The 22,531-nt window shown below is 73.5% G+C and carries 21 protein-coding genes; 10 read left to right on the top strand and 11 right to left on the bottom strand.

Features of this window, described 5'->3' with window-relative positions:
• The first annotated feature begins 28 nt into the window (after positions 1–28).
• From tal to WIS52_RS23845, 9 genes are all read left to right on the top strand, one after another.
• A complete protein-coding gene (tal, locus tag WIS52_RS23885; protein ID WP_349300598.1) occupies positions 29–1,135 on the top strand; it encodes a transaldolase in 1,107 nt (368 codons plus the stop codon).
• Positions 1,136–1,138: 3 nt separating this feature from the next.
• Positions 1,139–3,073, top strand: coding sequence for a hypothetical protein (locus WIS52_RS23880; protein WP_349300597.1), 1,935 nt, complete (start codon positions 1,139–1,141; stop codon positions 3,071–3,073).
• Positions 3,074–3,117: 44 nt separating this feature from the next.
• On the top strand, positions 3,118–4,662 hold the full coding sequence (gene zwf, locus WIS52_RS23875) for a glucose-6-phosphate dehydrogenase (protein ID WP_349300596.1): 1,545 nt from the start codon (positions 3,118–3,120) through the stop codon (positions 4,660–4,662).
• 25 nt (positions 4,663–4,687) lie between these two features.
• Positions 4,688–5,632 (top strand): glucose-6-phosphate dehydrogenase assembly protein OpcA, encoded by a 945-nt coding sequence (gene opcA, locus WIS52_RS23870; protein ID WP_349300595.1) that lies wholly within the window; start codon positions 4,688–4,690, stop codon positions 5,630–5,632.
• Positions 5,629–6,420, top strand: coding sequence for a 6-phosphogluconolactonase (pgl, locus tag WIS52_RS23865; RefSeq protein ID WP_379611938.1), 792 nt, complete (start codon positions 5,629–5,631; stop codon positions 6,418–6,420). The genes opcA and pgl overlap by 4 nt, the downstream gene beginning before the upstream one ends.
• A gap of 98 nt (positions 6,421–6,518) precedes the next feature.
• Complete coding sequence (purT, locus tag WIS52_RS23860) at positions 6,519–7,700, top strand: formate-dependent phosphoribosylglycinamide formyltransferase (protein ID WP_349300593.1); 1,182 nt, start codon at positions 6,519–6,521, stop codon at positions 7,698–7,700.
• Between the two features lie 52 nt (positions 7,701–7,752).
• Positions 7,753–8,397: an FMN-dependent NADH-azoreductase gene (locus WIS52_RS23855; protein WP_349300592.1), complete on the top strand. Its 645-nt coding sequence runs from the start codon at positions 7,753–7,755 to the stop codon at positions 8,395–8,397.
• Positions 8,398–8,492: 95 nt separating this feature from the next.
• Positions 8,493–8,966: a VOC family protein gene (locus WIS52_RS23850; RefSeq protein WP_349300591.1), complete on the top strand. Its 474-nt coding sequence runs from the start codon at positions 8,493–8,495 to the stop codon at positions 8,964–8,966.
• Positions 8,967–9,146: 180 nt separating this feature from the next.
• Positions 9,147–10,256, top strand: a complete 1,110-nt coding sequence (locus WIS52_RS23845; RefSeq protein WP_349300590.1) for a patatin-like phospholipase family protein — start codon at positions 9,147–9,149, stop codon at positions 10,254–10,256.
• Between the two features lie 25 nt (positions 10,257–10,281).
• On the opposite strand, the gene WIS52_RS23840 is transcribed toward WIS52_RS23845, so the two are convergent.
• The 4 genes from WIS52_RS23840 to WIS52_RS23825 form a co-directional block, all read right to left on the bottom strand.
• Positions 10,282–11,640 (bottom strand): LLM class flavin-dependent oxidoreductase, encoded by a 1,359-nt coding sequence (locus WIS52_RS23840; protein ID WP_349300589.1) that lies wholly within the window; start codon positions 11,638–11,640, stop codon positions 10,282–10,284.
• The gene (locus WIS52_RS23835) at positions 11,637–12,779 is read right to left on the bottom strand and encodes a cytochrome P450 (protein WP_349300588.1); all 1,143 of its coding nucleotides are present in this window, start codon (positions 12,777–12,779) and stop codon (positions 11,637–11,639) included. Before WIS52_RS23835 ends, WIS52_RS23840 begins: the two co-directional genes overlap by 4 nt.
• Before the next feature lie 171 nt (positions 12,780–12,950).
• Complete coding sequence (locus tag WIS52_RS23830; protein ID WP_349300587.1) at positions 12,951–13,289, bottom strand: P-II family nitrogen regulator; 339 nt, start codon at positions 13,287–13,289, stop codon at positions 12,951–12,953.
• On the bottom strand, positions 13,286–14,689 hold the full coding sequence (locus tag WIS52_RS23825; RefSeq protein WP_349300846.1) for an ammonium transporter: 1,404 nt from the start codon (positions 14,687–14,689) through the stop codon (positions 13,286–13,288). The genes WIS52_RS23830 and WIS52_RS23825 overlap by 4 nt, the downstream gene beginning before the upstream one ends.
• A 360-nt stretch (positions 14,690–15,049) precedes the next feature.
• Between WIS52_RS23825 and WIS52_RS23820 the strand changes: the two genes are divergently transcribed.
• Entirely contained in the window at positions 15,050–15,469 is a 420-nt protein-coding gene (locus WIS52_RS23820; RefSeq protein ID WP_349300586.1) for a DoxX family protein, read from the top strand.
• A 168-nt stretch (positions 15,470–15,637) separates the two neighbouring features.
• Here the strand turns inward: WIS52_RS23820 and WIS52_RS23815 are convergent, their stop codons facing one another.
• From WIS52_RS23815 to secG, 7 genes are all read right to left on the bottom strand, one after another.
• Positions 15,638–16,741, bottom strand: a complete 1,104-nt coding sequence (locus WIS52_RS23815) for an ABC transporter ATP-binding protein (protein ID WP_349300585.1) — start codon at positions 16,739–16,741, stop codon at positions 15,638–15,640.
• Positions 16,738–17,748 carry an ABC transporter ATP-binding protein gene (locus tag WIS52_RS23810; protein ID WP_349300584.1) on the bottom strand — a complete coding sequence of 337 codons (1,011 nt, stop codon included), beginning with the start codon at positions 17,746–17,748 and terminating at the stop codon, positions 16,738–16,740. Before WIS52_RS23810 ends, WIS52_RS23815 begins: the two co-directional genes overlap by 4 nt.
• Positions 17,745–18,695 (bottom strand): ABC transporter permease, encoded by a 951-nt coding sequence (locus WIS52_RS23805; protein WP_349300583.1) that lies wholly within the window; start codon positions 18,693–18,695, stop codon positions 17,745–17,747. Before WIS52_RS23805 ends, WIS52_RS23810 begins: the two co-directional genes overlap by 4 nt.
• Complete coding sequence (locus WIS52_RS23800; RefSeq protein WP_349300582.1) at positions 18,692–19,696, bottom strand: ABC transporter permease; 1,005 nt, start codon at positions 19,694–19,696, stop codon at positions 18,692–18,694. Before WIS52_RS23800 ends, WIS52_RS23805 begins: the two co-directional genes overlap by 4 nt.
• Before the next feature lie 116 nt (positions 19,697–19,812).
• Positions 19,813–21,468 carry an ABC transporter substrate-binding protein gene (locus WIS52_RS23795; RefSeq protein WP_349300581.1) on the bottom strand — a complete coding sequence of 552 codons (1,656 nt, stop codon included), beginning with the start codon at positions 21,466–21,468 and terminating at the stop codon, positions 19,813–19,815.
• Between the two features lie 191 nt (positions 21,469–21,659).
• Entirely contained in the window at positions 21,660–22,001 is a 342-nt protein-coding gene (locus WIS52_RS23790) for an RNA polymerase-binding protein RbpA (RefSeq protein ID WP_349300580.1), read from the bottom strand.
• A 39-nt stretch (positions 22,002–22,040) separates the two neighbouring features.
• Positions 22,041–22,274: a preprotein translocase subunit SecG gene (gene secG / locus WIS52_RS23785; protein ID WP_349300579.1), complete on the bottom strand. Its 234-nt coding sequence runs from the start codon at positions 22,272–22,274 to the stop codon at positions 22,041–22,043.
• Positions 22,275–22,531: the final 257 nt, after the last annotated feature.

Genomic DNA, 22,531 nt, shown 5'->3' with positions numbered 1-22,531 from the left:
ACGCCCGATCGCTAGAGGAGAAGAGCACATGAGCAACGAGCGACTGGCCGCGCTGTCGGCGGCCGGGGTGTCCATCTGGCTCGACGACCTGTCCCGCGAGCGCCTGAACAGCGGGAACCTGGTCGAGCTGATCGAGCAGCGCAGCGTCGTCGGGGTCACCACCAACCCGACGATCTTCGCCTCCGCGCTGGCCGACGGCGCCGCCTACGACGAGCAGGTACGCGAGCTCGCCGCCCGCGACGCCGACGTCGACTCGGCGATCCGGGAGATCACCGTGGCCGACGTCCAGCAGGCCTGCGACGTCTTCTCCGGCACCTGGGAGCGCACCGGCGGGGTCGACGGCCGGGTGTCCCTGGAGGTCGACCCGCGGCTGGCGCACGAGACCGAGAAGACGATCGCCCAGGCGCAGGACATCTGGAAGTCGGTCGACCGGCCCAACCTCCTGGTCAAGATCCCGGCCACCGAGGCCGGCCTGCCCGCGATCACCCGGGCCACCGCGGAGGGCATCAGCGTGAACGTCACGCTGATCTTCTCGGTGGAGCGCTACAAGGCCGTGATGGACGCCTACCTGACCGGCCTGGAGCAGGCTCTGGCGAACGGCCAGGACCTCGCCCGGATCCACTCCGTCGGCTCCTTCTTCGTGTCCCGTGTGGACTCCGAGATCGACGCCCGGCTGGAGAAGATCGGCGACGAGGCGCTCGCGTTGCGCGGCAAGGCCGCCGTCGCGAACTCGCGGCTGGCCTACGCGGCGTACCGGGCCGCGTTCTCCGGTGCGCGCTGGGACGCGCTGGCGGCGAAGGGCGCGAACGCGCAGCGCCCGCTGTGGGCCTCGACCGGGGTGAAGAACCCGGACTACCCGGACACCCTCTACGTCACCGAGCTGGTGGTGGACAACACCGTCAACACGATGCCGGAGAAGACCCTGGACGCGTTCGCCGACCACGGCGAGGTCTCCGGCGACAAGGTCACCGACACCGCCGGCGCGGCCCAGCAGGTGTTCACCGACCTGGAGGGTGTCGGGATCGACCTCGACGACGTCTACCTGGTTCTGGAGAACGAGGGCGTCGAGAAGTTCGAGAAGTCCTGGACCGAGCTGCAGGACACCGTCCGCTCCCAGCTCGACGGCGCGAAGTAGCGGGTGTCGGACATCGGCAGGGGTGGCGACGGGGCCGATCTCGGCTCCGCCGCCGCCGGTGGTCCGGGGCGGGACGAGGCCGGTTCCTCGCCCGCCCCGGTCCGCGTGCTGCTGTCCGGTGAGCCGTTCGCGGGAGCCGCAGCCCGGATCGCGGCCGAGCTGTCGGGCGAGATCGTCGCCTCCCGGCTGACCGACGGCGACCCGAGCGTGTGGGGTCCCGCGGCCGCCGGGCGGACCGGCTGGACCGGGCTCGCCCGGGCGTCCCGGCCGCTCACCGGCCAGATCGCGGCCCTGCGCGAGCGGTTCGCCGTGTCCGGCGCGCACCGGGTGCTGCTCGTCGGCACCCCGGACGCGGTCGCCGCCGCACGGCTGGTGGCCGCGTCGTCGGACGGGCCGGGCGGGACGACGCGGCTGACCGCGCTCGACTCCGCCGACCCGGTGCAGGTCGCCGAGGCGCTGTCCGGCGAGCTCGACGAGACGGTGCTGGTCGTCGCCGACCCGACCGGGCGCGACCCGGTGGTCGGCGCCGTCCGGCACGTGGTCGGTTCCGCGCTCGCCGACGAGGTCGGTCCGGACACTCTCGCCGCCCGCACCGTGCACCTCACCGAGCCCGGATCCCCACTGGACACCCCGGACCCGGACGGGACGGTCGTCGTCACCCTGGACGCCGACGTCCCCGGCCGGTTCGGCGCGCTCGGCCCGCTGGGGCTGGTCCCGGCCGGGCTGGCCGGTGCCGACGTCGGCGGGCTGCTGGCGGACGCGGTGGCGGCCGAGACGACCGTCGCCGCCGACGACGAGGACAACCCGGCGCTCGCGCTGGCCGGGGCGCTGGCCGCCGCCCGGGGGTCGGTGCTGGCGTTGCGGGACGAGGACCGCTCCCCCGCCGTGACGGCCTGGCTCGCGCCACTGCTGACCGCCGCCGGGCTCGTCGCGGTCCCCGCCGCCCCGGACGAGCACGTGCCGGGGGTCGCCGCACCCCCGCCGCCCGGCTCCGGCCATGATCACCGTCCCGGTCCCGAACCGCGCCAGGATCGGCACCAGCCGGAACCCGAACCGCGATCACCGGGCGATACCGGGGCATCGGCCGCCCCGCTGGGCGACGACGACCCCGGCACCGCCCCGCCGGACGTCGTCGAGGTGCACGCCGACGGCATCGGCGCGCCCCCGGAGCCGGGTCGCGGCGCCATCCGCACCGACGCCGGCCCCGGGGCGACGATCGTGCTGTGGCAGGCCGCCACCGCGCTCGCCGCGCGGGTGCTGGGCACCGACGTCTTCGCTCCGGCCCCGCCGACGCCCGTGACGAACCCGGCGGGCACAGGGGGCCCGGACCGACCCGCGGGACCGCCGTCGCCGTCGCCGTACGACGAGCCGTCGTTCGTCGACGGAGGGGTCGCCGTGCACGCGGGCGACTGGCTTCCCTCCGATGTGGACACCGTGGCCGGGGCGATCGACGCGCTCGCCGGGGCGGTCCGCGACGACGGTGGCCACCTCGCGGTCTCCGCCTGGCTCGATCCGGAGTCGGACGCGTCGGTCGCCGTCCTGCGTGGACCGTTGACCCGGCGCCTGGGGCTGCCGGTCGCCTTCGGCTGGGCCCCGGGCTGCCGCAGCGGTGACACCGGCGCCCCGGACCGTGCGGCGCACTGCCATCTCACCGGGGGCGGGCTCGACCCGTTCGGCGACGGCACCCCCGGCGGGCCGGACCTGTTCGGCGACGGACCCGGCGGGCCCGACCCCACCATCGACCCGGCCACCGGAACGACACACGATCCGTCCGGCGCGGGCACCGCGCCGGAACCGGCCGGACTGGATAGCCTGCACGCGGCACAGGCACTTGCGGTCGTCGCCGACCAGCGGCGCCGGGGCCGCCCGGTGCTCCGGCTGCACCTGACCGATCGGCTGACCGGTCTGGTGACACTGGCCCGCGCCGTCCAGGACTGACCACGAGCCGTGCCATGACGACATCGATCGGAGAGGCTCCAGCGATGCCCACCGCGAACGGCGGCCGGACCAACCCGCTGCGTGACCCCCGGGACAAGCGCCTCCCACGGATCGCCGGGCCGTGTGGCCTGGTGATCTTCGGGGTGACCGGCGACCTGTCCCGCAAGAAGCTGATGCCGGCGATCTACGACCTGGCCAACCGCGGCCTGCTCCCGCCGGGCTTCGCGCTCACCGGCTTCGCCCGCCGCGACTGGACGACCGAGGACTTCGGACAGGTCGTCTACGCCGCGGTGCGGGAGCACGCACGGACCCCGTTCCGTCAGGAGGTCTGGGACCGGCTCGCCGAGGGCCTGCGGTTCGTCCAGGGGGCCTTCGACGACGACGCGGCGTTCGACGAGCTCGAGCGCACCGTCCACGAGCTGGACGAGCAGCGCGGCACCGGCGGCAACCACGCGTTCTACCTGTCGATCCCGCCGAGCGCGTTCCCGGTCGTCTGCAAGCAGCTCGCCCGCTCGGGGCTGTCCGCGCAGGAGGACCCGGACGTCTGGCGCCGGGTGGTGATCGAGAAGCCGTTCGGTCACGACCTGTCCTCGGCCCAGGAGCTGAACGCGATCGTCAACGAGGTCTTCCCCGAGGACTCGGTGTTCCGCATCGACCACTACCTCGGCAAGGAGACCGTCCAGAACGTCCTCGCGCTGCGGTTCGCCAACCAGCTCTTCGAGCCGATCTGGAACGCGAACTACGTCGACCACGTACAGATCACGATGGCCGAGGACATCGGCCTGGGCGGGCGCGCTGGCTACTACGACGGCATCGGCGCCGCCCGCGACGTCATCCAGAACCACCTGCTGCAGCTGCTCGCCTTCACCGCGATGGAGGAGCCGACGTCGTTCTCCTCGGACGAGCTGCGCGCCGAGAAGGTCAAGGTGCTCAAGGCGGTCAAGCTGGCGCAGCCGCTCGACGAGACCACCGCGCGCGGCCAGTACGAAGGCGGCTGGCAGGGCGGCGAGCAGGTCCTGGGCCTCAAGCAGGAGGAGGGGTTCAACCCCGAGTCCACCACCGAGACCTTCGCCGCGATCACCTGCGAGGTCGAGAACCGGCGCTGGGCGGGCGTCCCGTTCTACCTGCGCACCGGCAAGCGTCTCGGCCGGCGGGTCACCGAGATCGCGGTGGTGTTCAAGCGCGCCCCGCACCTGCCCTTCGACGCCACGATGACCGAGGAGCTCGGGCAGAACGCCCTGGTCATCCGGGTGCAGCCGGACGAGGGGGTGACGATGCGGTTCGGCTCCAAGGTGCCCGGCAACCAGATGGAGGTCCGCGACGTCACGATGGACTTCGGGTACGGCAACGCCTTCACCGAGTCCTCCCCGGAGGCCTACGAGCGGCTGATCCTCGACGTCCTGCTCGGCGAGCCGTCGCTGTTCCCGGTCAACGAGGAGGTCGACCTCTCCTGGGAGATCCTCGACCCGGTGCTCGACCACTGGGCCGCGCTCCCGGGCGGCCCGGACGGGTACCCGGCCGGCAGCTGGGGGCCGGAGTCGTCCGAGGAGATGCTCGAGCGCACCGGCCGGCACTGGCGCAGGCCATGAGCTCGCACACTGAGGAGCCGAAGAAGTGATCATCGATCTGCCGTCGAGCAACACCTCGGCGGTCAACCGCAAGCTCGTCGAGCTCCGTGAGTCCGGCGGGGTGTTCGCGCTCGGCCGGGTGCTGACCCTGGTCGTGGTGACCGACGACGGCCCGGACCTCGAGCGCGCCATCGACGCGGCCAACTCCGCGAGCCGTGAGCACCCGTGCCGGGTGATCGTGCTCGCCCGCGGCCAGCGCCGGGCCTCGCCCCGGCTCGACGCGCAGATCCGGGTCGGCGGCGACGCCGGCGCCAGCGAGGTCATCGTGCTGCGCGGCTACGGCGCGCTGGCCGCCGAGGACGCCGGCGCCGGCATGGTCATGCCGCTGCTGCTGCCCGACGCCCCGGTCGTCGCCTGGTGGCCCACCGAGGCACCGGCGACGCCGTCCGAGGACGCCGTCGGGCGGCTCGCCCAGCGCCGGATCACCGACGCGCTGTCGTCGAAGAACCCGACGAAGGCGTTCGAGCAGCGCCGCAGGGACTACGCCGACGGCGACACCGACCTCACCTGGACCCGGCTCACGCACTGGCGGGCCCAGCTCGCCGCGGCGCTGGACGTGCCGCCGCACGAGGAGGTCACCTCCGCCGTCGTCGCCGGGGAGGCGATCTCGCCCTCGACCGAGCTGATCGCGGGCTGGCTGGCCGCCGCGCTCGGGGTGAAGGTGAAGCGCTCGCCGTCGGAGAACGACAACGGGCTGTCGCTGGTCCGGCTGGTCCGGCCGTCGGGCAACGTCGAGCTGGCCCGGCCGGACGGCCGCACCGCCCGGCTCACCCAGCCCGGCCAGCCGGAGCGGCTGATCGCGCTGGCCCGCCGTGAGGTATCGGACTGCCTGGCCGAGGAGCTGCGCCGGCTGGACCCGGACGAGGTCTACCACGAGGCGCTGGACGGCGTGTCCCTGGTGACCCGCGGCCGGACACCGGTGAAGGTGTGAGGGTGACCCTCCCCGAGAAGACCCAGATCGCCGTCCACCCCGACCAGGCCTCGCTGGCCGGCGCGACCGCGGCCCGGCTGATCACCGTGATCGTCGACGTGCAGGCGTCCGGGCGGGTCCCGCGGATCGTGCTGACCGGTGGCGGCGTCGGTATCGCGCTGCTGCGCGACGTCGCGTCGTCGCCGGCCCGGGACGCCGTCGACTGGTCCCGTGTGGACCTCTACTGGGGCGACGAGCGGTTCGTCCCGGCCGGCGACGCCGAGCGCAACGAGAAGCAGGCCCGCGAGGCGCTGCTCGACCACGTCGGCGTCGACCCGGCCCGGGTGCACCCGATGGGCGCCGCCCCGGACGACGGCGGCGAGCCCGCCCACGCCGAGACCGCGGCCGCCGACTACGCGCGGCTGCTGGCGTCGGAGAACGGCGGGGACGGCATCCCCGAGTTCGACGTCACGCTGGTCGGGATGGGCGAGGAGGGGCACACCCTGTCGGTGTTCCCCGACTCCCCCGCCGTGCACGAGCAGGCGGCGACCGTGGTCGCGGTGTTCGACTGCCCGAAGCCGCCGCCGACCCGGATCTCGCTGACCCTGGCCGCCGCCCGCCGCTCCCGAGAGGTGTGGGTGGTCGCGGCCGGAGCGGGCAAGGCCCCCGCCGTGGCGGGCGCGCTCACCGGGACCCCGGAGACCGAGCTGCCCGTCGGCGGCGCCCGCGGCACCGAGCTGACCCGCTGGCTGCTCGACGAGGCGGCGGCGTCCGCGCTTCCCGAGGGGACCGTCGCCGGACCCGCCTGACACCTCGCCCGCGCGGCCGGGACGTGGCACACGTCCCGCTGTGACATGGCGCCCGCCACCCGCGTCCTACAAGCGGGGTACCGGTTAGGGTCCGCCCCATGCGAATCGGCACGCCGCTCGGCCCGGACCCCACCCGCGTCCTCCTGCTCGGCTCGGGTGAGCTGGGCAAGGAGGTGGCGATCGCGTTCCAGCGCCTGGGCGTCGAGGTGGTGGCGGCCGACCGGTACCCGCACGCGCCGGCCCACCAGGTGGCGCACCGCTGGCACGCGATCGACATGACCGACCCGGTCACCCTGGCCACGCTGATCGAGCAGGAGTCCCCGGACCTCGTCGTCCCGGAGATCGAGGCGATCGCGACCGCGGTGCTGGCCGACGTCGAGGCCACCGGGACGACGGTGGTCCCGACCGCGCGCGCGACCCGGCTGACCATGGACCGGGAGGGCATCCGGCGCCTCGCCGCCGAGGAGCTGGGGCTGCCGACGTCGCCCTACGCCTTCGCCGAGACCCTGGACGACGTGCACGCCGCGATCGCCCACGTCGGGCTGCCGTGCGTGCTGAAGCCGACGATGTCGTCGTCGGGCAAGGGGCAGTCGGTGCTGAAGTCCGCCGCCGACGCCGAGGGCGCCTGGGAGTACGCGCGCACCGCCGGGCGGGTGTCGAACCCGCGGGTGATCGTCGAGGGCTTCGTCGAGTTCGACTACGAGATCACCCAGCTCACCGTGCGGCACGCCGGCGGGACGTCGTTCTGCGAGCCGATCGGCCACCGCCAGGTCGACGGCGACTACGTCGAGTCCTGGCAGCCGCAGCCGATGTCCGACGCCGCGCTCGCCGCCGCCCGCGACGTGTCCGGCCGGATCACCGAGGCCCTCGGCGGCCGCGGCGTGTTCGGCGTGGAGCTGTTCGTGCGCGGGGACGAGGTGCTGTTCTCCGAGGTGAGCCCGCGCCCGCACGACACCGGCCTGGCCACACTCGCCACCCAGCGGTGCAGCGAGTTCGAGCTGCACGCCCGCGCCGTGCTCGGGCTGCCGGTGGACACCACGCTGCGCTCCCCCGGTGCGTCGGCGGTCGTCTACGGCGGGGCCGACCTCGAGGCGCCGGGCTACGAGGGCGTCGCCGAGGCGCTCGCGGTGCCGGGCGCGGACCTGCGGCTGTTCGGGAAGCCGACCGCGTCGGCGCGGCGCCGGATGGGCGTCGCCGTCGCGGAGGCCGACGACGTCGACACCGCCCGGGACCGGGCCCGCACCGCGGCCGGGCTCGTCCGTGTGGTGCCGCGGGGCTGACCGTCGTTCCGGTCTTTGCGTGGCCGGTGTCCACACGCGATGATCGGCGACCATGCCCTCCCTGCTCCGTCTCGACAGCTCGGCCGCCGCCGGGCGGAACTCCGTCTCCCGCACCCTGACCGGTGAGTTCGACCGGGCCTGGACCGCCCGCGGCGGGGACCGGACGGTCGTGCACCGCGACCTGCACGCCGACCCGGTCCCGCACCTCCCGGACGCCGAGCTGCACTGGCCGCGGGACATGCGCCCGGACACGGTCGTCGACGCCGCCGCCGAGCGGCTGCAGTACGCGCTGATCGACGAGCTGCTCGCCGCCGACGTGCTGCTCCTCGGCGTCCCGCTCTACAACTACGGCCTGCCCTCGACCCTCAAGGCCTGGATCGACCACGTGCACGTCCCCGGCGTGACCGCGGCACTGCCCGGCGGGTCCACCCGGCCGCTGGCCGGACGGCCGGCCGTCGTGGTGACCGCCCAGGGCGCGAGCTACGACGACGGCTCCCCGACGGCCGGCTGGGACCACGCGACCCCGCACCTGGAGATCGTCCTGGGCGAGGTGTTCGGCATGTCCGTCACGACGGTGCCGGTCCCGCTCACCCTGGCCGGCCGGCTTCCCGCGCTGGCCGGGTTCCGGGAGGTGGCGGAGCAGAACCTGGCCGGGGCACGCGCCCGGCTCGGCGAGCTCGCAAGCACGCTGGGATAGGTCTCCGGCGCGCCGGGCGATGAGTTCGGCCGCGCCCGGCGGTCGGGAGGGGGACGGGCCGCCTCCCGGCGGCTCCCGCGGAGAGGAGCACCGCCATGAGGACGATCACGCCCTGCCTGTGGTTCGACGGGAACGGCGAGGAGGCGGCCCGCTACTACTGCTCGATCCTCCCGGACTCCGGCATCGACGACATCACCTACTACGGCCCGGAGATGCCCGGCCAGGAGGGCGCGGTGCTCACCGTCGGGTTCCACCTGGGCGGCCGCGCCTACACCGCGCTCAACGGCGGCCCGCAGTTCCCCTTCACCGAGGCGGTCTCGTTGCAGGTGCACTGCGAGACCGCCGAGGAGAACGACCGCTTCTACGACGCGCTGGTTGACGGCGGCGAGACCGCGCCCTGCGGCTGGCTCACCGACCGCTACGGCTTCTCCTGGCAGATCATCCCGCCCGGGCTCCTGGAGTGGATGAACGGCGACGACCGCGCGGCCGCCCAGCGGGTCACGAAGGTCATGCTGGCCACGCACGGCAAGCTCGACCCGGCCGCGCTGGAGGCCGCCCACCGCGGGTAGTGCCCTCCCGGTCACCGCCCGGTGCTCCGGCGAACCGGACCGGTCGGCCGCCGCGCCGGTAACGTGACTGCTCCGCGACGACCCGGAGGACGCCATGCAGGGACGCACCGGCCTGGTCGTCGCGGGTGCGGGTGCCCGCGGTGCCTACGAGGCGGGTGCGCTGACCGAGCTGCTGCCCGGATGACCCGGACCTGGTCCGCGCCGTCGGTCCTGGTCGGCACCAGCGCCGGTGCGCTGACCGTCGCCGCGCTGGCCGGCCTGGCCGGGAAGGACGCCGGAGCGGCGGCCGAGGAGGTCGTGTCCCGCTGGGAGTCGGTACGGACCGACGAGGTCGTGGCGCTGCCGTCGTCGGCCCTGGTGGCGACCGCCGCCTACCTGGGCGACCTGGCCGGCGTCCCGTCCGGCCTGCGCCGCACCCTCGGGCTGCCGGACCGGGTGACCCGGCTGCTCGACGCCGACCGGCTGCGGCCCGTGGTGGACCGGGTGGTCGACTGGGACTGGCTGCACCACGCGATCGCCCGCGGCCCGGTCGACGCCGTCGGGGTCGCCGCGACCTCGGCCGGCACCGGCGGCACGGTGGTGTTCGTCGAGCGCGGTCCGGGCGTGCCGCTGCCGCCCTACGACGCGGGCCGCGACATCCGCTACGTCGACACCCGGCTCACCACCGAGCACCTGCTGGCCTCGGCAGCCGTGCCGGTGCTGTTCGCGCCGCGCCGGGTGGACGGCGACTGGTACGTCGACGGCGGGGTCCGGATGAACACCCCGCTCAAGCCGGCGCTGCGCCTGGGCGCGGACCGGCTCGGCGTCGTCGCGACGACCCCGGCCGTCCCCGTCCCGGAGGGTTCCCGGCCGCCGGACCGGGTGCCCGACGTCTACGCGATCGCCGCGCTGACCCTGCGGATCGTGCTCGGCGCCGGGGTCACCGAGGATCTCCGCACGCTGCGCGCGGTGAACGACCTCGTCGAGCGCGGCGCGGACGCCCGGCACTCCCGGATCCCGACCTGGTTCGCCGGCCCGCCGGCCGACCGGTCGGACGAGCTCGCCCAGCTCGCGGCCGAGATCCGGCGCCGCGAGTACGGCGGGCTCGCCGCGCTGCGCAACCCGTCGCTGGCGGTGCTGGAACGCCTGGTCGGCGGTGCGGTCCCGGACGTCGTCGCCACCGACGGCGCGGAGCTGCTCAGCTTCCTGTTCTTCGATCCGGCCTTCGCCACCGCGGCCGCCGCGCTCGGCGCGGCACACGCGTCGAGCGCGGTCGCCCCGGACTCCGCCGTCCACGCCGTCGGCACCTGAGCGGCGGGTTCACCCGCACGCCAGGTCACCCGAAAGCCCCGCGGAACCGCGCGGCGGGGTGCCGGTCCGGCAGCCGGTCGTGGCCGAAGATCCGGCCCCGGAAGGTCCGGGCGTCGCCGTAGCCGGTCCGGGCCAGCCCGCGGCGCCGCAGCTCCGGCAGCACCAGCTCGACGAACTGCTCGAAGCTCGACGGGAGGCGGTGGGCGACCAGGTTGATCCCGTCGACGCCGGCGTCCCGCCAGCGTTCCAGCTCGTCGGCGATCGTCTCCGGCGTCCCGACCAGGGAGCGGCCGATCGGCCGTCGCCGGATCAAATCGCCCAGCACCGGTTCGCGGTCCGGGTACTCGCGGCGCAGCCACTCGATCTGCCCGCGGCCGCCGTTGTTCGGGATGTCGCGCAGCGGGGTGTCCTCGGGGTAGCGGGTCCCGTCCGGGCGCAGGCCGAGCCCGGTGTGCACGCGGTGGCCGGTGATCGACAGGTACTCCTGCAGGCCCGCGAAGCGCCGCCGCGCCTGCTGCTCGGTGCGCCCGACGACGATCGTCAGCCCCTGGAAGTACCGGACGTCGGAGTCGTGCCGCCCTTCGGCCCGGACCAGCGCGCGGCTGCGCCCGATGTGCTCGCGGGCCACCTCCGGCGTCGGCGTGGAGAGGAACACCGCCTCGGCGTGCCGGGCGGCGAACGCGATCCCGCGCGGCGACCCACCGGCCTGGAACAGCACCGGTGTCCGTTGCGGGCTCGGCGAGCTCAGGTGCGGCCCCTCGACCGAGTAGCGCGGCCCGGAGTGCCGGATCCGGTGGATCCTCGCCGGGTCGGCGTAGCGCCCGTTCGCCCGGTCGACGAGCAGCGCGTCGTCGGACCAGGAGCCCTCCCACAGCTTGTAGACGACGTCGGCGTACTCCTCGGCCCACTCGTAGCGCTCGTCGTGCTCGACGAGGCGGGGCAGCCCGAAGTTGCGCGCGGAGTTCTCCAGGGTGCCGGTCACGATGTTCCAGGCCACCCGGCCGCCGCTGAGGTGGTCCAGTGTGGACATCTGGCGGGCGAACTGGAACGGGTGGCTCTGCATGATGTTCGACGTCGTCGCCAGCCCGATCCGGCGGGTGACCGCAGCCAGCGCGCCCAGCAGCACCACCGGGTCGTTGCTGGGGATCTGCAGTGCTTCGTGGACGTTGTCGGTGTAGTCGCCGTCGGCCGGGCCGAAGACGCCGGACACGTCGGCGAAGAACATCGCGTCGAACAGACCGTCCTCCAGCAGCCGCGCCAGACCGGTCCAGAGCTCCAGGCTCTCGAACTCGACCTGGTGGGCGTCCGGGTGGCGCCACTGCCCGTGGTGGATGTGCGAGGGCGTGTTCATCACGAACGCGTTGAACAGCAGCGGGGCGCTCACGACGCGGTGGCCTCCTGCCAGGTCACCGGCAGCTCGACGGCGCTGACGATGATCGGGTTCTCGCGGAGCCGGACGTCGGAGATCTTCTCGACCGGGCGCAGCGTCGGGAAGCGGCGCAGCAACATCGGCAGCGCGACCTGCAGCTCCACCCGGGCCAGGTGCCGGCCGAGGCAGACGTGCGGGCCCGCGCCGAAGGAGAGGTGCTCCTGGGGCTCCACCCGGGAGACGTCGAGGACCCCGGCGGCGGGGAACGCCCGCGGATCCCGGTTGGCCGCCGGGATGTTGAAGACGACGCCCTCGCCCGCCCGGATGAGGTGACCGTCGATCTCCACGTCGTCCAGGGCGACCCGGTTCAGGTTGTTCTCGATCACCGTCATGTACCGCAGCAGGTTCTCCACCGCGTTCCCGACGAACGCCGGGTCCTCGCTGTCACGCACCAGCGCGAGCTGGTCGGGGTGCGCGGCGAGCGCCAGATAGCCCATCGTGATCATGCTGGCGGTGGTGTCGTAGCTCCCGACCAGCAGCAGGACCGCCATCGTGACGCACTCGGACTCGGTGAGCTCACCGTTCGCCAGGTAGGTGTTCGCCAGCCGGGAGTAGGTGTCCTCCCCCGGCACCCCGCGCTTGCGCCCGACGAGCTCGCCCAGGTAGCCCATGAGGTCGCGCCCGGCGGCCAGGGTGTCCTCCCGGGACGCATTCGGCGTCATCATCCCGCGCACCCTGGACTGGAAGAAGTCGGAGTCCTCCGTCGGCACGCCGAGGATCTCGCAGGCGATCAGCGACGGCAGCGCCTGCGCGTACGCCGCCACCAGGTCGACCGGCGGCTCCCGCCGGGCCATCGCGTCGAGCAGGCCCCCGCAGACCTCCTCGATCCGCGGCCGCATCTCCCGCGCCCGGCGGGCGGTGAAGTCGCGCGCGATCATCCGGCGGAGCCGGGCGTGCTCGGGGTCGTCCATCCGCAGCAGCGACGACCGGGTCGGCGTCGGCGCGCTGGTCCCCTCGGAGATCGTCGGCATGCCCGGGTGGTCCCACACGGCGCTGAACCTGCGGTCGGCGAGCAGCCGCCGCACGTAGTCGATCCGGGTCGCCACCCACGCGCGCCGGCCGTCCCAGAGCGTGACCTCGGTGAGCCCGTCCACCTCCCGCCACCGCTCGTACTCGGACGGTGGGTGGAACGGGCAACGACCCCGCGCCTTCGGATACGTCGGTGCCGCCGATGTCTCCGCCATACGGTCCCTTCGTCCGACCCGGACGACACCGGGCCGGTCGGCCCGGGCCGCGCTCCATGATCAGACTAGTGCGCTACCGCGCTACACCGCGTCGGCGCCGCGCTCCCCCGTCCGCACCCGGACGACGGTCTCCACCGGGGTCACCCAGATCTTGCCGTCGCCGATCCTCCCGGACCGGGCCGCGTCGACGACGGCGTCGACCACCTTGTCGATCATGTCCTCGTGCACGACGGCGTCCACCCGGGCCTTCGGGATGAAGTCGACCGCGTACTCGGCGCCCCGGTAGATCTCGGTGTGCCCCTTCTGGCGGCCGTAGCCGCGCACCTCGGTGACGGTCATCCCGAGCACGCCGAGCTGCTCGAGCGCGGCGCGGACGTCGTCGAGCACGAACGGCCGCACGATCGCGGTCATGAGTTTCATGGCGCGGACCCCCCGGTCGGTGTCGAGCTGTGCTTCCCGGCGGTGGTCGTCGGCGCCGGGCCCCGCTCGGTGGCCGGGGCCGGTCGCTGGGCGGGGACCCCGCCGCGGGTGGTGGAGAAGTCGTAGGCGGTCTCGGCGTGCTCGGTCTCGTCGACGCCGGTGATCTCGGCCTCGGTGTCCACCCGGAACCCGATCGTCCACTTGATCAGGAAGCCGAGGATCAGCGCGATGACGAAGGAGTAGACCATCACCGCACCGGCCGCGACCGCCTGCCGGCCGAGCTGGGCGAACCCGCCGCCGTAGAACAGGCCGTTCGTCCCCGCGGCCGCGGAGTTGACGCTGTTGTCGCCGAGGAAGCCGATCAGCAGCGTGCCGACGAGGCCACCGACCAGGTGGACGCCGACGACGTCGAGCGAGTCGTCGAAGCCGAACCGGAACTTCAGCCCGACCGCCAGCGCGCAGACCGCACCGGCGATCACCCCGATGACCAGGGCACCCCACGGCTGCACGAACCCGCACGCCGGGGTGATCGCGACCAGCCCGGCGACCGCGCCGGAGGCCGCGCCCAGGGTGGTCGGCCGGCCGTCCCGGAACTGCTCGACGAGCAGCCAGCCGATCACGGCGGTCGCGGTGGCGAGCATGGTGTTGGTGAACGCCGTCGCGGCCAGGTCGCCGGCCGACAGCGCCGAGCCGGCGTTGAACCCGAACCAGCCGAACCACAGCAGCGACGCGCCGAGCAGCACGAACGGCAGGTTGTGCGGCCGCATCGGCTCCCGCGGCCAGCCCCGCCGGCGGCCGAGCACGAACGTCAGCGCCAGGGCCGCCGCGCCGGCGTTGATGTGCACCGCCGTCCCACCGGCGAAGTCCTCGGCGCCGAGGCGGTTGGCGATCCAGCCGCCGACGTTGTCCGGGCCGGTGAACCCGTCGAACGCGAACACCCAGTGCGCGACCGGGAAGTAGCACAGGCTCGACCAGCCGACGACGAACGCGATCCAGCCCCAGAACTTGGTGCGGTCCGCGATCGCCCCGGAGATCAGCGCGGGCGTGATCACGGCGAACATCAGCTGGAACATCGCGAAGGCGAGGACGGGCAGCGCGTCCGGCCCCGGCCACGGCGCGGTGTCGGTCGCCGCGCCGACGAACTGGCCGATCGTGTTCTGCAGGCCGGCGAACTCGCCGCCGCCGAGCAGGCCACCGCCGACGTCGTTCCCGAACGCCCAGCTGAACCCGTAGAGCGCCCACAGGACGCTGACCACGGCCAGGCAGATGGCGTTCATCATCAGCATGTTCAGGACGGACTTGCTGCGGGTCATCCCGCCGTAGAAGAACGCCAGACCCGGCGTCATCAACATCACCAGCGCGGCGCTGACCAGCACCCACGCGGTGTCTCCTGCGTTCAGCTCCGGCACCCGGGGCCTCCCCTCGTCGGCTACGACGAAGGGCGATGGTTCGCCTGTCGTGTTGCGCTCTGCAACGCTTCTGCGTTTCCGGCGGGTGTCGCGTCCGGACGCCGGGAGCCGGCGCCCCGGACGGGCACGGGCACCCCGCCGGGGACCTTCCGGACACCGTCTCGCAGACCGGACCGCGCACCGGGGAGTCGACGATCGCCGTGCCGGCCCGCGGCGCCGCGGGCCGGCACGGTCTCCCGCACCGCCACAGCGATCTTCGTGTCCGCAGACCGATGATTCGTCGCGCAATGGTCGGTCGGAACCCGTGTACGGCGGCCCGACCGGTGGCCGCCCCACCTCCAGGAGACCGCGATGACCACCGCCACCACCCGCACCCGTCCCCGCGCCGCGACCGTCGCCCTGTGGGTCCTGCAGGTCCTGCTCGCCGCCGTGTTCGTCATGGCGGCGATCCCGAAGATCACCGGCGATCCGGTGGCCGTGGCCGGGTTCGACCTGCTCGGGCTCGGGATGCCCGGGATGTACGTCGTCGGCTGGCTCGAGATCGCCGGGGCGGTGGCGCTGCTCGTGCCCCGGCTGTGCGGGCTCGCGGCGACCTGCCAGATCGCGCTGATGGTCGGCGCCGTGCTGGTGACCGCGGTGCTGATGCCCGCGATGATCGCGTTCCCGGCGATCACGCTCGTCGGCGTGTGCGTCGTGGCCTGGTTCCGCCGGCACGACACCGCGGCGCTGTTCCGCACGCTGCGCCACACCCCCGGTGCCGCTGCGCGCTGATCGCCGGCCGGCCCCGCGGAGGTGCGGTCCCGCGCACCCGCCGGCCGCCGCAGCCGATGCCGGGAGGGCGCGCGGACGCGCCGATCTACGCCCCGGGCCGTCCGGGAACTGGGACCGGGACGGCCCGGGGCCGCTTGCATCGGCCCGCGACCGCGCGGACGTCGGGAGTCAGAGCAGCTCGTCCACCGACTTCGGCAGCTCCGCGGGGGCTCCGCCCGGGATCCCGGCCCCGACGGCCTCCGGCTCGACCCGGTGTGGGGTCAGCTCGCCGCTGCGGATCCGCTCCGCGTGGTGGCAGGCCACCCGGTGCCCGGCCGGCGCGCCCTCGATCGTCCGGAGCTGTGGTCGCTCGTCGGCACACCGCTCGGGCTGGGCCCACGGGCAGCGGGTGTGGAACCGGCAGCCCGCGGGCGGCGCCGCCGGGGACGGCAGGTCCCCCGACAGCAGGATCCGCTCCCGGCGGTCCTCCAGGTCCGGGTCCGGAACCGGCACCGCGGAGAGCAGCGCCCGGGTGTAGGGGTGCAGCGGGTCGTCATAGAGGTCCTGCGACGCCGCCTCCTCGACGAGCCCGCCGAGGTACATCACCCCGACCCGGTCCGAGACGTGCCGGACGACGGCCAGGTCGTGCGCGATCACCAGGTAGGTCAGCCCCAGGTCGCGCTGCAGCCCGGCGAGCAGGTTGAGCACCTGGGCCTGAACCGAGACGTCCAGCGCGGACACCGGCTCGTCGGCCACGATCAGGTCCGGCTCCACGCAGAGCGCCCGGGCGATGCCGATCCGCTGGCGCTGCCCGCCGGAGAACTCGTGCGGGTAGCGGCGCAAGGCCCGCGCCGGCAGGCCGACGGCGTCGACCAGCTCCCGCAGCCGGGCGGAGTCCTCCGCCGGGCCCTTCGACAGGCCGTGCGCCTTCATGCCTTCCAGGAGCAGCGACTCCACCGACTGGCGCGGGTCGAGGCTGGACATCGGGTCCTGGAACACCATCTGGAACCGGCGCCGCATCCGGCGCAGCTCCTCGCCGCGCAGCCCGGCGATGTCGGTGCCGTCGAACACCACGCTGCCCGACGTCGGGTCGACCAGCCGCAGCACGGCCCGCCCGAGGGTGGACTTGCCGCAGCCGGACTCGCCGACCAGGCCGTAGGTCTCGCCGCGGGCGACCGACAGCGACACCCCGTCGACGGCGTAGACGTGCCCGACGGTGCGGTCCACGAGGAGCCCACGCTTGATCGGGAAGTGCACCGCGAGGTCGGAGACCTCGAGAAGGTTCGTGGTCACGCCGCTCCCCCCGTCATGGTCGGGACAGCCGGGACGGGGTGGTGACAGCGGGCGAGCCGCCCCGCCCCGTCGTCGGATACCTCCACCGGCGGTGTGGCCTCCCGGCAGAGCTCGTCGGCCCGCGGGCAGCGCGGCGCGAACGCGCACGCCGAGTCCCACGGCAGGTTGTCGACGACCGAGCCGCGGATCGCCTCCAGCGCACTGCCCGGCTCGGCGTCGAGCCGCGGCACCGAACGCAGCAGGCCGTCGGTGTAGGGATGGCGCGGCGCCGAGAACAGCTCGTGGCGCCCGGCCCGCTCGACGATCCGGCCGCCGTAGAGCACGTTCACCTTCTCGCAGAGCCCGGCCACCACACCCAGGTCGTGGGTGATCATCACCAGCGCGGCGCCGGTCTCCCGGACCAGCTCGGCGAGCAGCTCCAGGATCTGCGCCTGGATGGTGACGTCGAGGGCGGTCGTCGGTTCGTCGGCGATGAGCAGCCGCGGCCGGCAGGCCAGCGCGATCGCGATCAGCGCGCGCTGCCGCATCCCCCCCGACAGCTGGTGCGGGTAGGAGTCCAGCCGGCGCGTGGGGTCGGGGATCCCGACCCGCTCGAGCAGCTCGGCGGCCTCGGTCCGGGCCGCCGCCTTGTCCATCCCGCGGTGCCTGCGCAGTACCTCGGTGACCTGCACCCCGATCGGGACGACCGGGTTCAGCGAGGTCAGCGGGTCCTGGAAGACCATCGAGAGGTCCTTGCCGCGACGGGCCCGCATCTGCGACTCGGGCAGGCGCAGCAGGTCCTCGCCGTCCATCAGCACCGAGCCCTCCACCCGCACGCCGCGGGTGGGCAGCAGCCGGGTGATGGCCATCGAGGTGACCGACTTCCCGCAGCCGGACTCGCCGACCAGGCCGACGACCTGGCCGGCGTCGACGTCGAAGCTGACGCCGTCGACGGCGACCGTGTCCGGTTCACCGCGGCGCCGGAAGGTCACCCGGAGGTCCCGGACCGACAGCAGTGGCGCGCTCATCGGCGTCCCTTCGGGTCGATCGCCTCGCGCAACGACTCCCCGAGCAGGGTGAAGCCGAGCGCGACGACGATGATGGCGATGGCCGGGAAGAACGCGAGCGCCGGCCGGACCTCCAGATAGGACTGGGCCTGGGCCAGCATCAGGCCCCACTCGGCCCGGCCCGGGTCGGCGTCGCCGAGCCCGAGGAACGACAGCGCGGCCGCGTCCAGGATGGCGGTGGCCAGGGTCAGCGTGGCCTGCACGATGACCGGGCCGATCGCGTTGGGCAGCATGTGCCGCAGCACGACGGCCGGGCGCTTGACCCCCAGCGCGGTGGCCGCCACGACGTGGTCGGCCTCGCGCTGGGCGAGCATCGACCCGCGCAGCAGCCGGGCGAAGATCGGCACGCTGACCACCGCCACCGCGATGATCACCGTGGTCTGCGAGGGGTTCGCGGCCAGCGCGGCGACCGAGATCGCCAGCAGCAGGCTCGGGATGGCCAGCATGACGTCGGTGACCCGCATCAGCACGGTGTCCACCCAGCCGCCGAACGCACCGGCGAGCACGCCGATGACCATGCCGATCGACAGGCCGATCAGGGTGGCCATGACCCCGACCAGCAGGGTCTGCCGGGCCGCCAGCAGCATCCGGGAGAGGAAGTCCCGGCCGAGCTGGTCGCTGCCCAGCGGGAAGCCGGGCTGCGGTCCGGGAATCTGTCCGGGACGCAGGTTCTCCTGGAGCTCCGGGAACGTCTCGGTGGCGCCGTGCGGGGCGAGCAGCGGCGCGGCCAGCGACACCAGGACGAACACCCCGATGATCGCGGCCCCGGTCAGGGCGACCGGGTCACGGCGCAGCCGGCGCAGCGCCTCGGCCGACAGCGACCGGCCGGCCGCCAGGTCGTCGATCCGCTCGGACTTGCGCCGGAAGCGGCGCTGTCCCGATGTCGACGGAGTCGTCGGTGCGGTCACGACAGCCTCACCCGGGGGTCGATGACGGCGTAGGACAGGTCCACCAGCAGGTTCACCAGCACGTAGACGAGCGCGCCGAGCAGCAGCAGTGCCTGCAGCCGTGGGTAGTCGCGCAAGGTGATCGAGTCGGCGAGCAGGGTGCCGATGCCGCCCCAGACGAACACCCGCTCGGTGAGTACGGCGCCGCCGAGCAGCAGCCCGGTCTGCAGGCCGATCGTCGTCGACACCGGGAGCAGGGCGTTGCGCAGGACGTGCCGGCCGCGGATCGTGCCGGGCGCCAGGCCCTTGGAGTTCGCGGTCCGGACGAAGTCGGAGCCGACGACGTCGAGCACCGACGCCCGGGTGATCCGGGTGATCACCGCGAGCGGGATCGTCGCCAGGGTCACGGCGGGCAGGACGAGGTGGGTGAGCGCGTCCCAGCTGGCGTCGAACTCGCGGGTCAGCAGCCCGTCCAGCACGGCGAAGCCGGTGACCGACGTCGCGTCGATCCCGACGGACGTACGGCCCGACGGCGGCAGCAGCCCGAGGTCGACGGCGAAGAAGTCCCGCAGCACGTAGCCGAGGAAGAACACCGGCACCGACACCCCGACCAGGGTGACGACGACGACCGACACGTCCAGCGGCCGTCCGCGGTAACTCGCGGCCAGGTACCCGAGCGGGATGCCCAGGGCCACCGCGATCGCCAGCGCGGCGACCGAGAGCTCGATGGTGGCGGGCATCGCCCGGCCGATCTCGGTGAGCACCGGCTCACCGGTGATGCTGGAGGTCCCGAAGTCCCCGGTCAGGACGCGGCCGAGGAACCTCAGGTACTGGGTCCAGATCGGCTGGTCGAGGCCGAGGATCCGGTTGAGTTCCTCGACGCGTTCGGGGGTCGCCCGCTCACCGAGCAGGGCGGTGGCGGGGCCGCCGGGCAGGCTTCGCAACCAGGCGAAGACCAGCACCGACAACAGCAGCAGGGTCGGGATCACCTGCAGCAGTCTCCGCACGATGAAACGGAGCACGCTTCTCCTCGTGGATCCGGCCCGGCCGGGGGCACGGTGGTGGGCGGCCGGGCGTGGTCACGCCGACGGCGCCGCCGGGTGGGGCGGCGCCGTCGGCAGTCCTGCGGTTCGGGCGATCAGTCGGCGATCGTCACCGTCGAGAAGCGCTCGTCGGTCAGCGGCGAGGGCACCATGCCCTCGACGTTCTCGGCGACGACCACGGCGGGCGGCGACGTGGTCAGCGGCACCGACGGCAGGTACTCCATGATCGACCGGTTGGCCTGCTCGTAGGCGGCGGCCTTCTCGGCCGGGTCGACCGTGCGGTCGGCCGCGGCGAGCTCGTCGAACAGCTCCTGGTTGGTGAACCCGAACTCCGGCTTCGCGCGGCCGAAGAAGGTGCCGACGAAGTTGCCGGCGTCGTTGTAGTCGCCGGTCCAGCCCAGCAGGTGCAGGTCGTGCGTGCCGGCCACGTTGACCGAGTCCAGGTAGCCGCCGTTCCACGGCTGCGCCACCGGGTTCACGGTGATCCCGACCTGGCGCAGGTTCTCCGCGATCGTGGTGAACAGGTTGGTCGGGTTCGGCATGTAGGGCCGGGTGACCTCGGTCGGGTAGTAGAAGTTCACCGTCAGGTCGCTCGCACCGGCCTCGGCCAGCAGCGCACGGGCCCGGTCCGGGTCGTACGGGATCGGCTCCAGGTCGGAGGCGTAGCCCTCGACGGTCTCCGGGATGAACTGGGTCGCGACCTCGGCGCTGTCCGGCAGCTGGTTCTGGGCCAGCGACTCGCGGTCCACCGCGTGCGCGATCGCCTGGCGGACCCGGACGTCGGCGAGCGCCGGGTTGTTGGCCTGGTTGATGCCCAGGTAGAAGATGTTGAACGGCTCGCGCTCCAGCACCTGGAACCCGGCGTCGCGCAGCGCCGCCCAGTCACCCGGCGACGGCAGGTCGTATCCCTGGATGGTGCCGGCCTGCAGCTCCTGGCGGCGGGCGTTCTCGTCCGGGATCACCCGGAAGATCAGCTGGTCGAGACCGGCGGTCTCGCCCCAGTAGTCGTCGTTGCGGGCCAGGGTGACGGTGCCCGACGCGCGGTCGTAGGACTCGAACCGGAACGGGCCGGTGCCGGTCGGGTGCTCCATCGCGTAGGCCGGGTAGGTGAAGGCCTCGCCGGACAGCTCGATGCCGTCGGCGTCGTACTCCTGCAGCGCGGTCGGGCTGGAGATCGACAGCGAGGTCAGGCCGAACGCGGCCGGCAGCGCACCGGTGCCCTCGGTGAGGTTCAGGACCGCGGTGTTCGCGTCGGGGGCCTCGCACCCGGCGTAGATCGACTCGCCGTAGTCGCCAGCGTTCTGCGCGAAGCCGCCGAAGAGGCCGACGTAGTACTCGGCCTGGCTCTGTGCCGCCTCGTTGGGCAGGTTCGCCCAGCGGTCGAAGTTGAAGCAGACCGCCTCGGCGTCGAAGGGGGTGCCGTCGTGGAAGGTGACGCCCTCCTGCAGGGCGAAGGTCCACTGGGTGCCGTCGTCGTTCGGGGTCCACTCGGTCGCCAGGCCCGGCGCGAGGTCCGCGGTGCCGGGGGCGTAGGTGACCAGGGTCTCGAACATCTGGCGGGAGACGCGGAAGGTCTCGCCGTCCGTGGCGTAGACGGGGTCGAACATGGCCGGCGCGCCGGGGGCGCCGAAGACCATGGTGCCGCCCTCTCCCCCTCCCGCCCCGCGTTCGGATTCCGCACAGGCGGCGAGGGTGACGACGAGTGTCCCGGCCGCGATGGCGGCGGACAGTCGGCGGACTGCAGAGTTCATTCGGGCGACACCTCTTCTTGGGAGACGAAGAGACAGTAGTCGCGAGATCGGATGAATCCCCAGAGCCGGACGATCACGATTGCGCTACGTATACCCGTCGGTAGGTAACGAACCGGGCATGGGCGGTCGGCCCGGCTCGGCACGCAGACGGGTCCCGAGCGCCTGCTCGGCGTCAGGAGGGAAGGGCGTGCCTACAGCTCGCGGGACGCCCGCAGCCGGCCGAGGGCCTCCTCGAGGATGGCCTCGCCGTCGGCGTCGCTGCGCCGTTCCTTCACGTACGCCAGGTGCGTCTTGTACGGCTCGGTGCGCGGGGCGGCCGGCGGGTTCTCGGAGTCCCGGCCCCCGGGCAGGCCGCAGCGCGGGCAGTCCCAGGTCTCGGGGACCTCCGCCTCGGCGGCGAACCAGGTGTTGTTGACGTGCCCGTTCGCGCAGTAGAAGGGAATCCGCTCACGCGCGGCGGATTCACCGCGCTCGGACTCGCCCATCGGACCGGCACCCACCCGGGTGCCGCGGATCGCGTTGCCACCTGCCATGACGTCCCCTCTTCCCCTCGTCCGCCGGCGCGCGAGGCGTCAGCCGGCGGCCAGCATCAGGCCGTTGCCGACGACCGCGATGAGCCAGATCAGGCCGACGAAGATGGTGTAACGCGCGATGTTGCGGTCCGCAGCCGCGGAGCCGGACAGGCTCGACTGGACGCCACCGCCGAAGAGGCTGGTCAGACCACCACCCTTGCTGCGCTGCAACAGGATCATCGCGATCAGCAGAAGGCTGGTCACGATGAGGATGATCTGGAGGGTCAGGACCACGCCGCAAATCCCATCAAGGTCGCTCGCCGGAAGCGTCAGGATACTCCGCGCCGCCTGCGCGGCCGCACTCCGGTCCCCGGCCCACCACCCCACCCTGCGACTCATGACGCTTTAGTTCGGTATTCCCGAGCTAAAGCGACGCTCCTATGGGCTGTCAATGGTCAGCGGGGTGTTGGGCCGGGTGGGTGGGGTTTCGAGCTGGCGGTGGAGCTGGCGGGCGATGTAGCGCTTGAGGCAGCGGCGGATCTCGCGGTCGG

Source organism: Pseudonocardia nematodicida (genome assembly GCF_040105385.1).
GTDB classification, from domain to species: Bacteria; Actinomycetota; Actinomycetes; order Mycobacteriales; family Pseudonocardiaceae; genus Pseudonocardia; species Pseudonocardia nematodicida.
The sequence above is the reverse complement of the archived record's forward strand: the minus strand, read 5'-3'. Positions and strand labels throughout refer to the sequence as shown.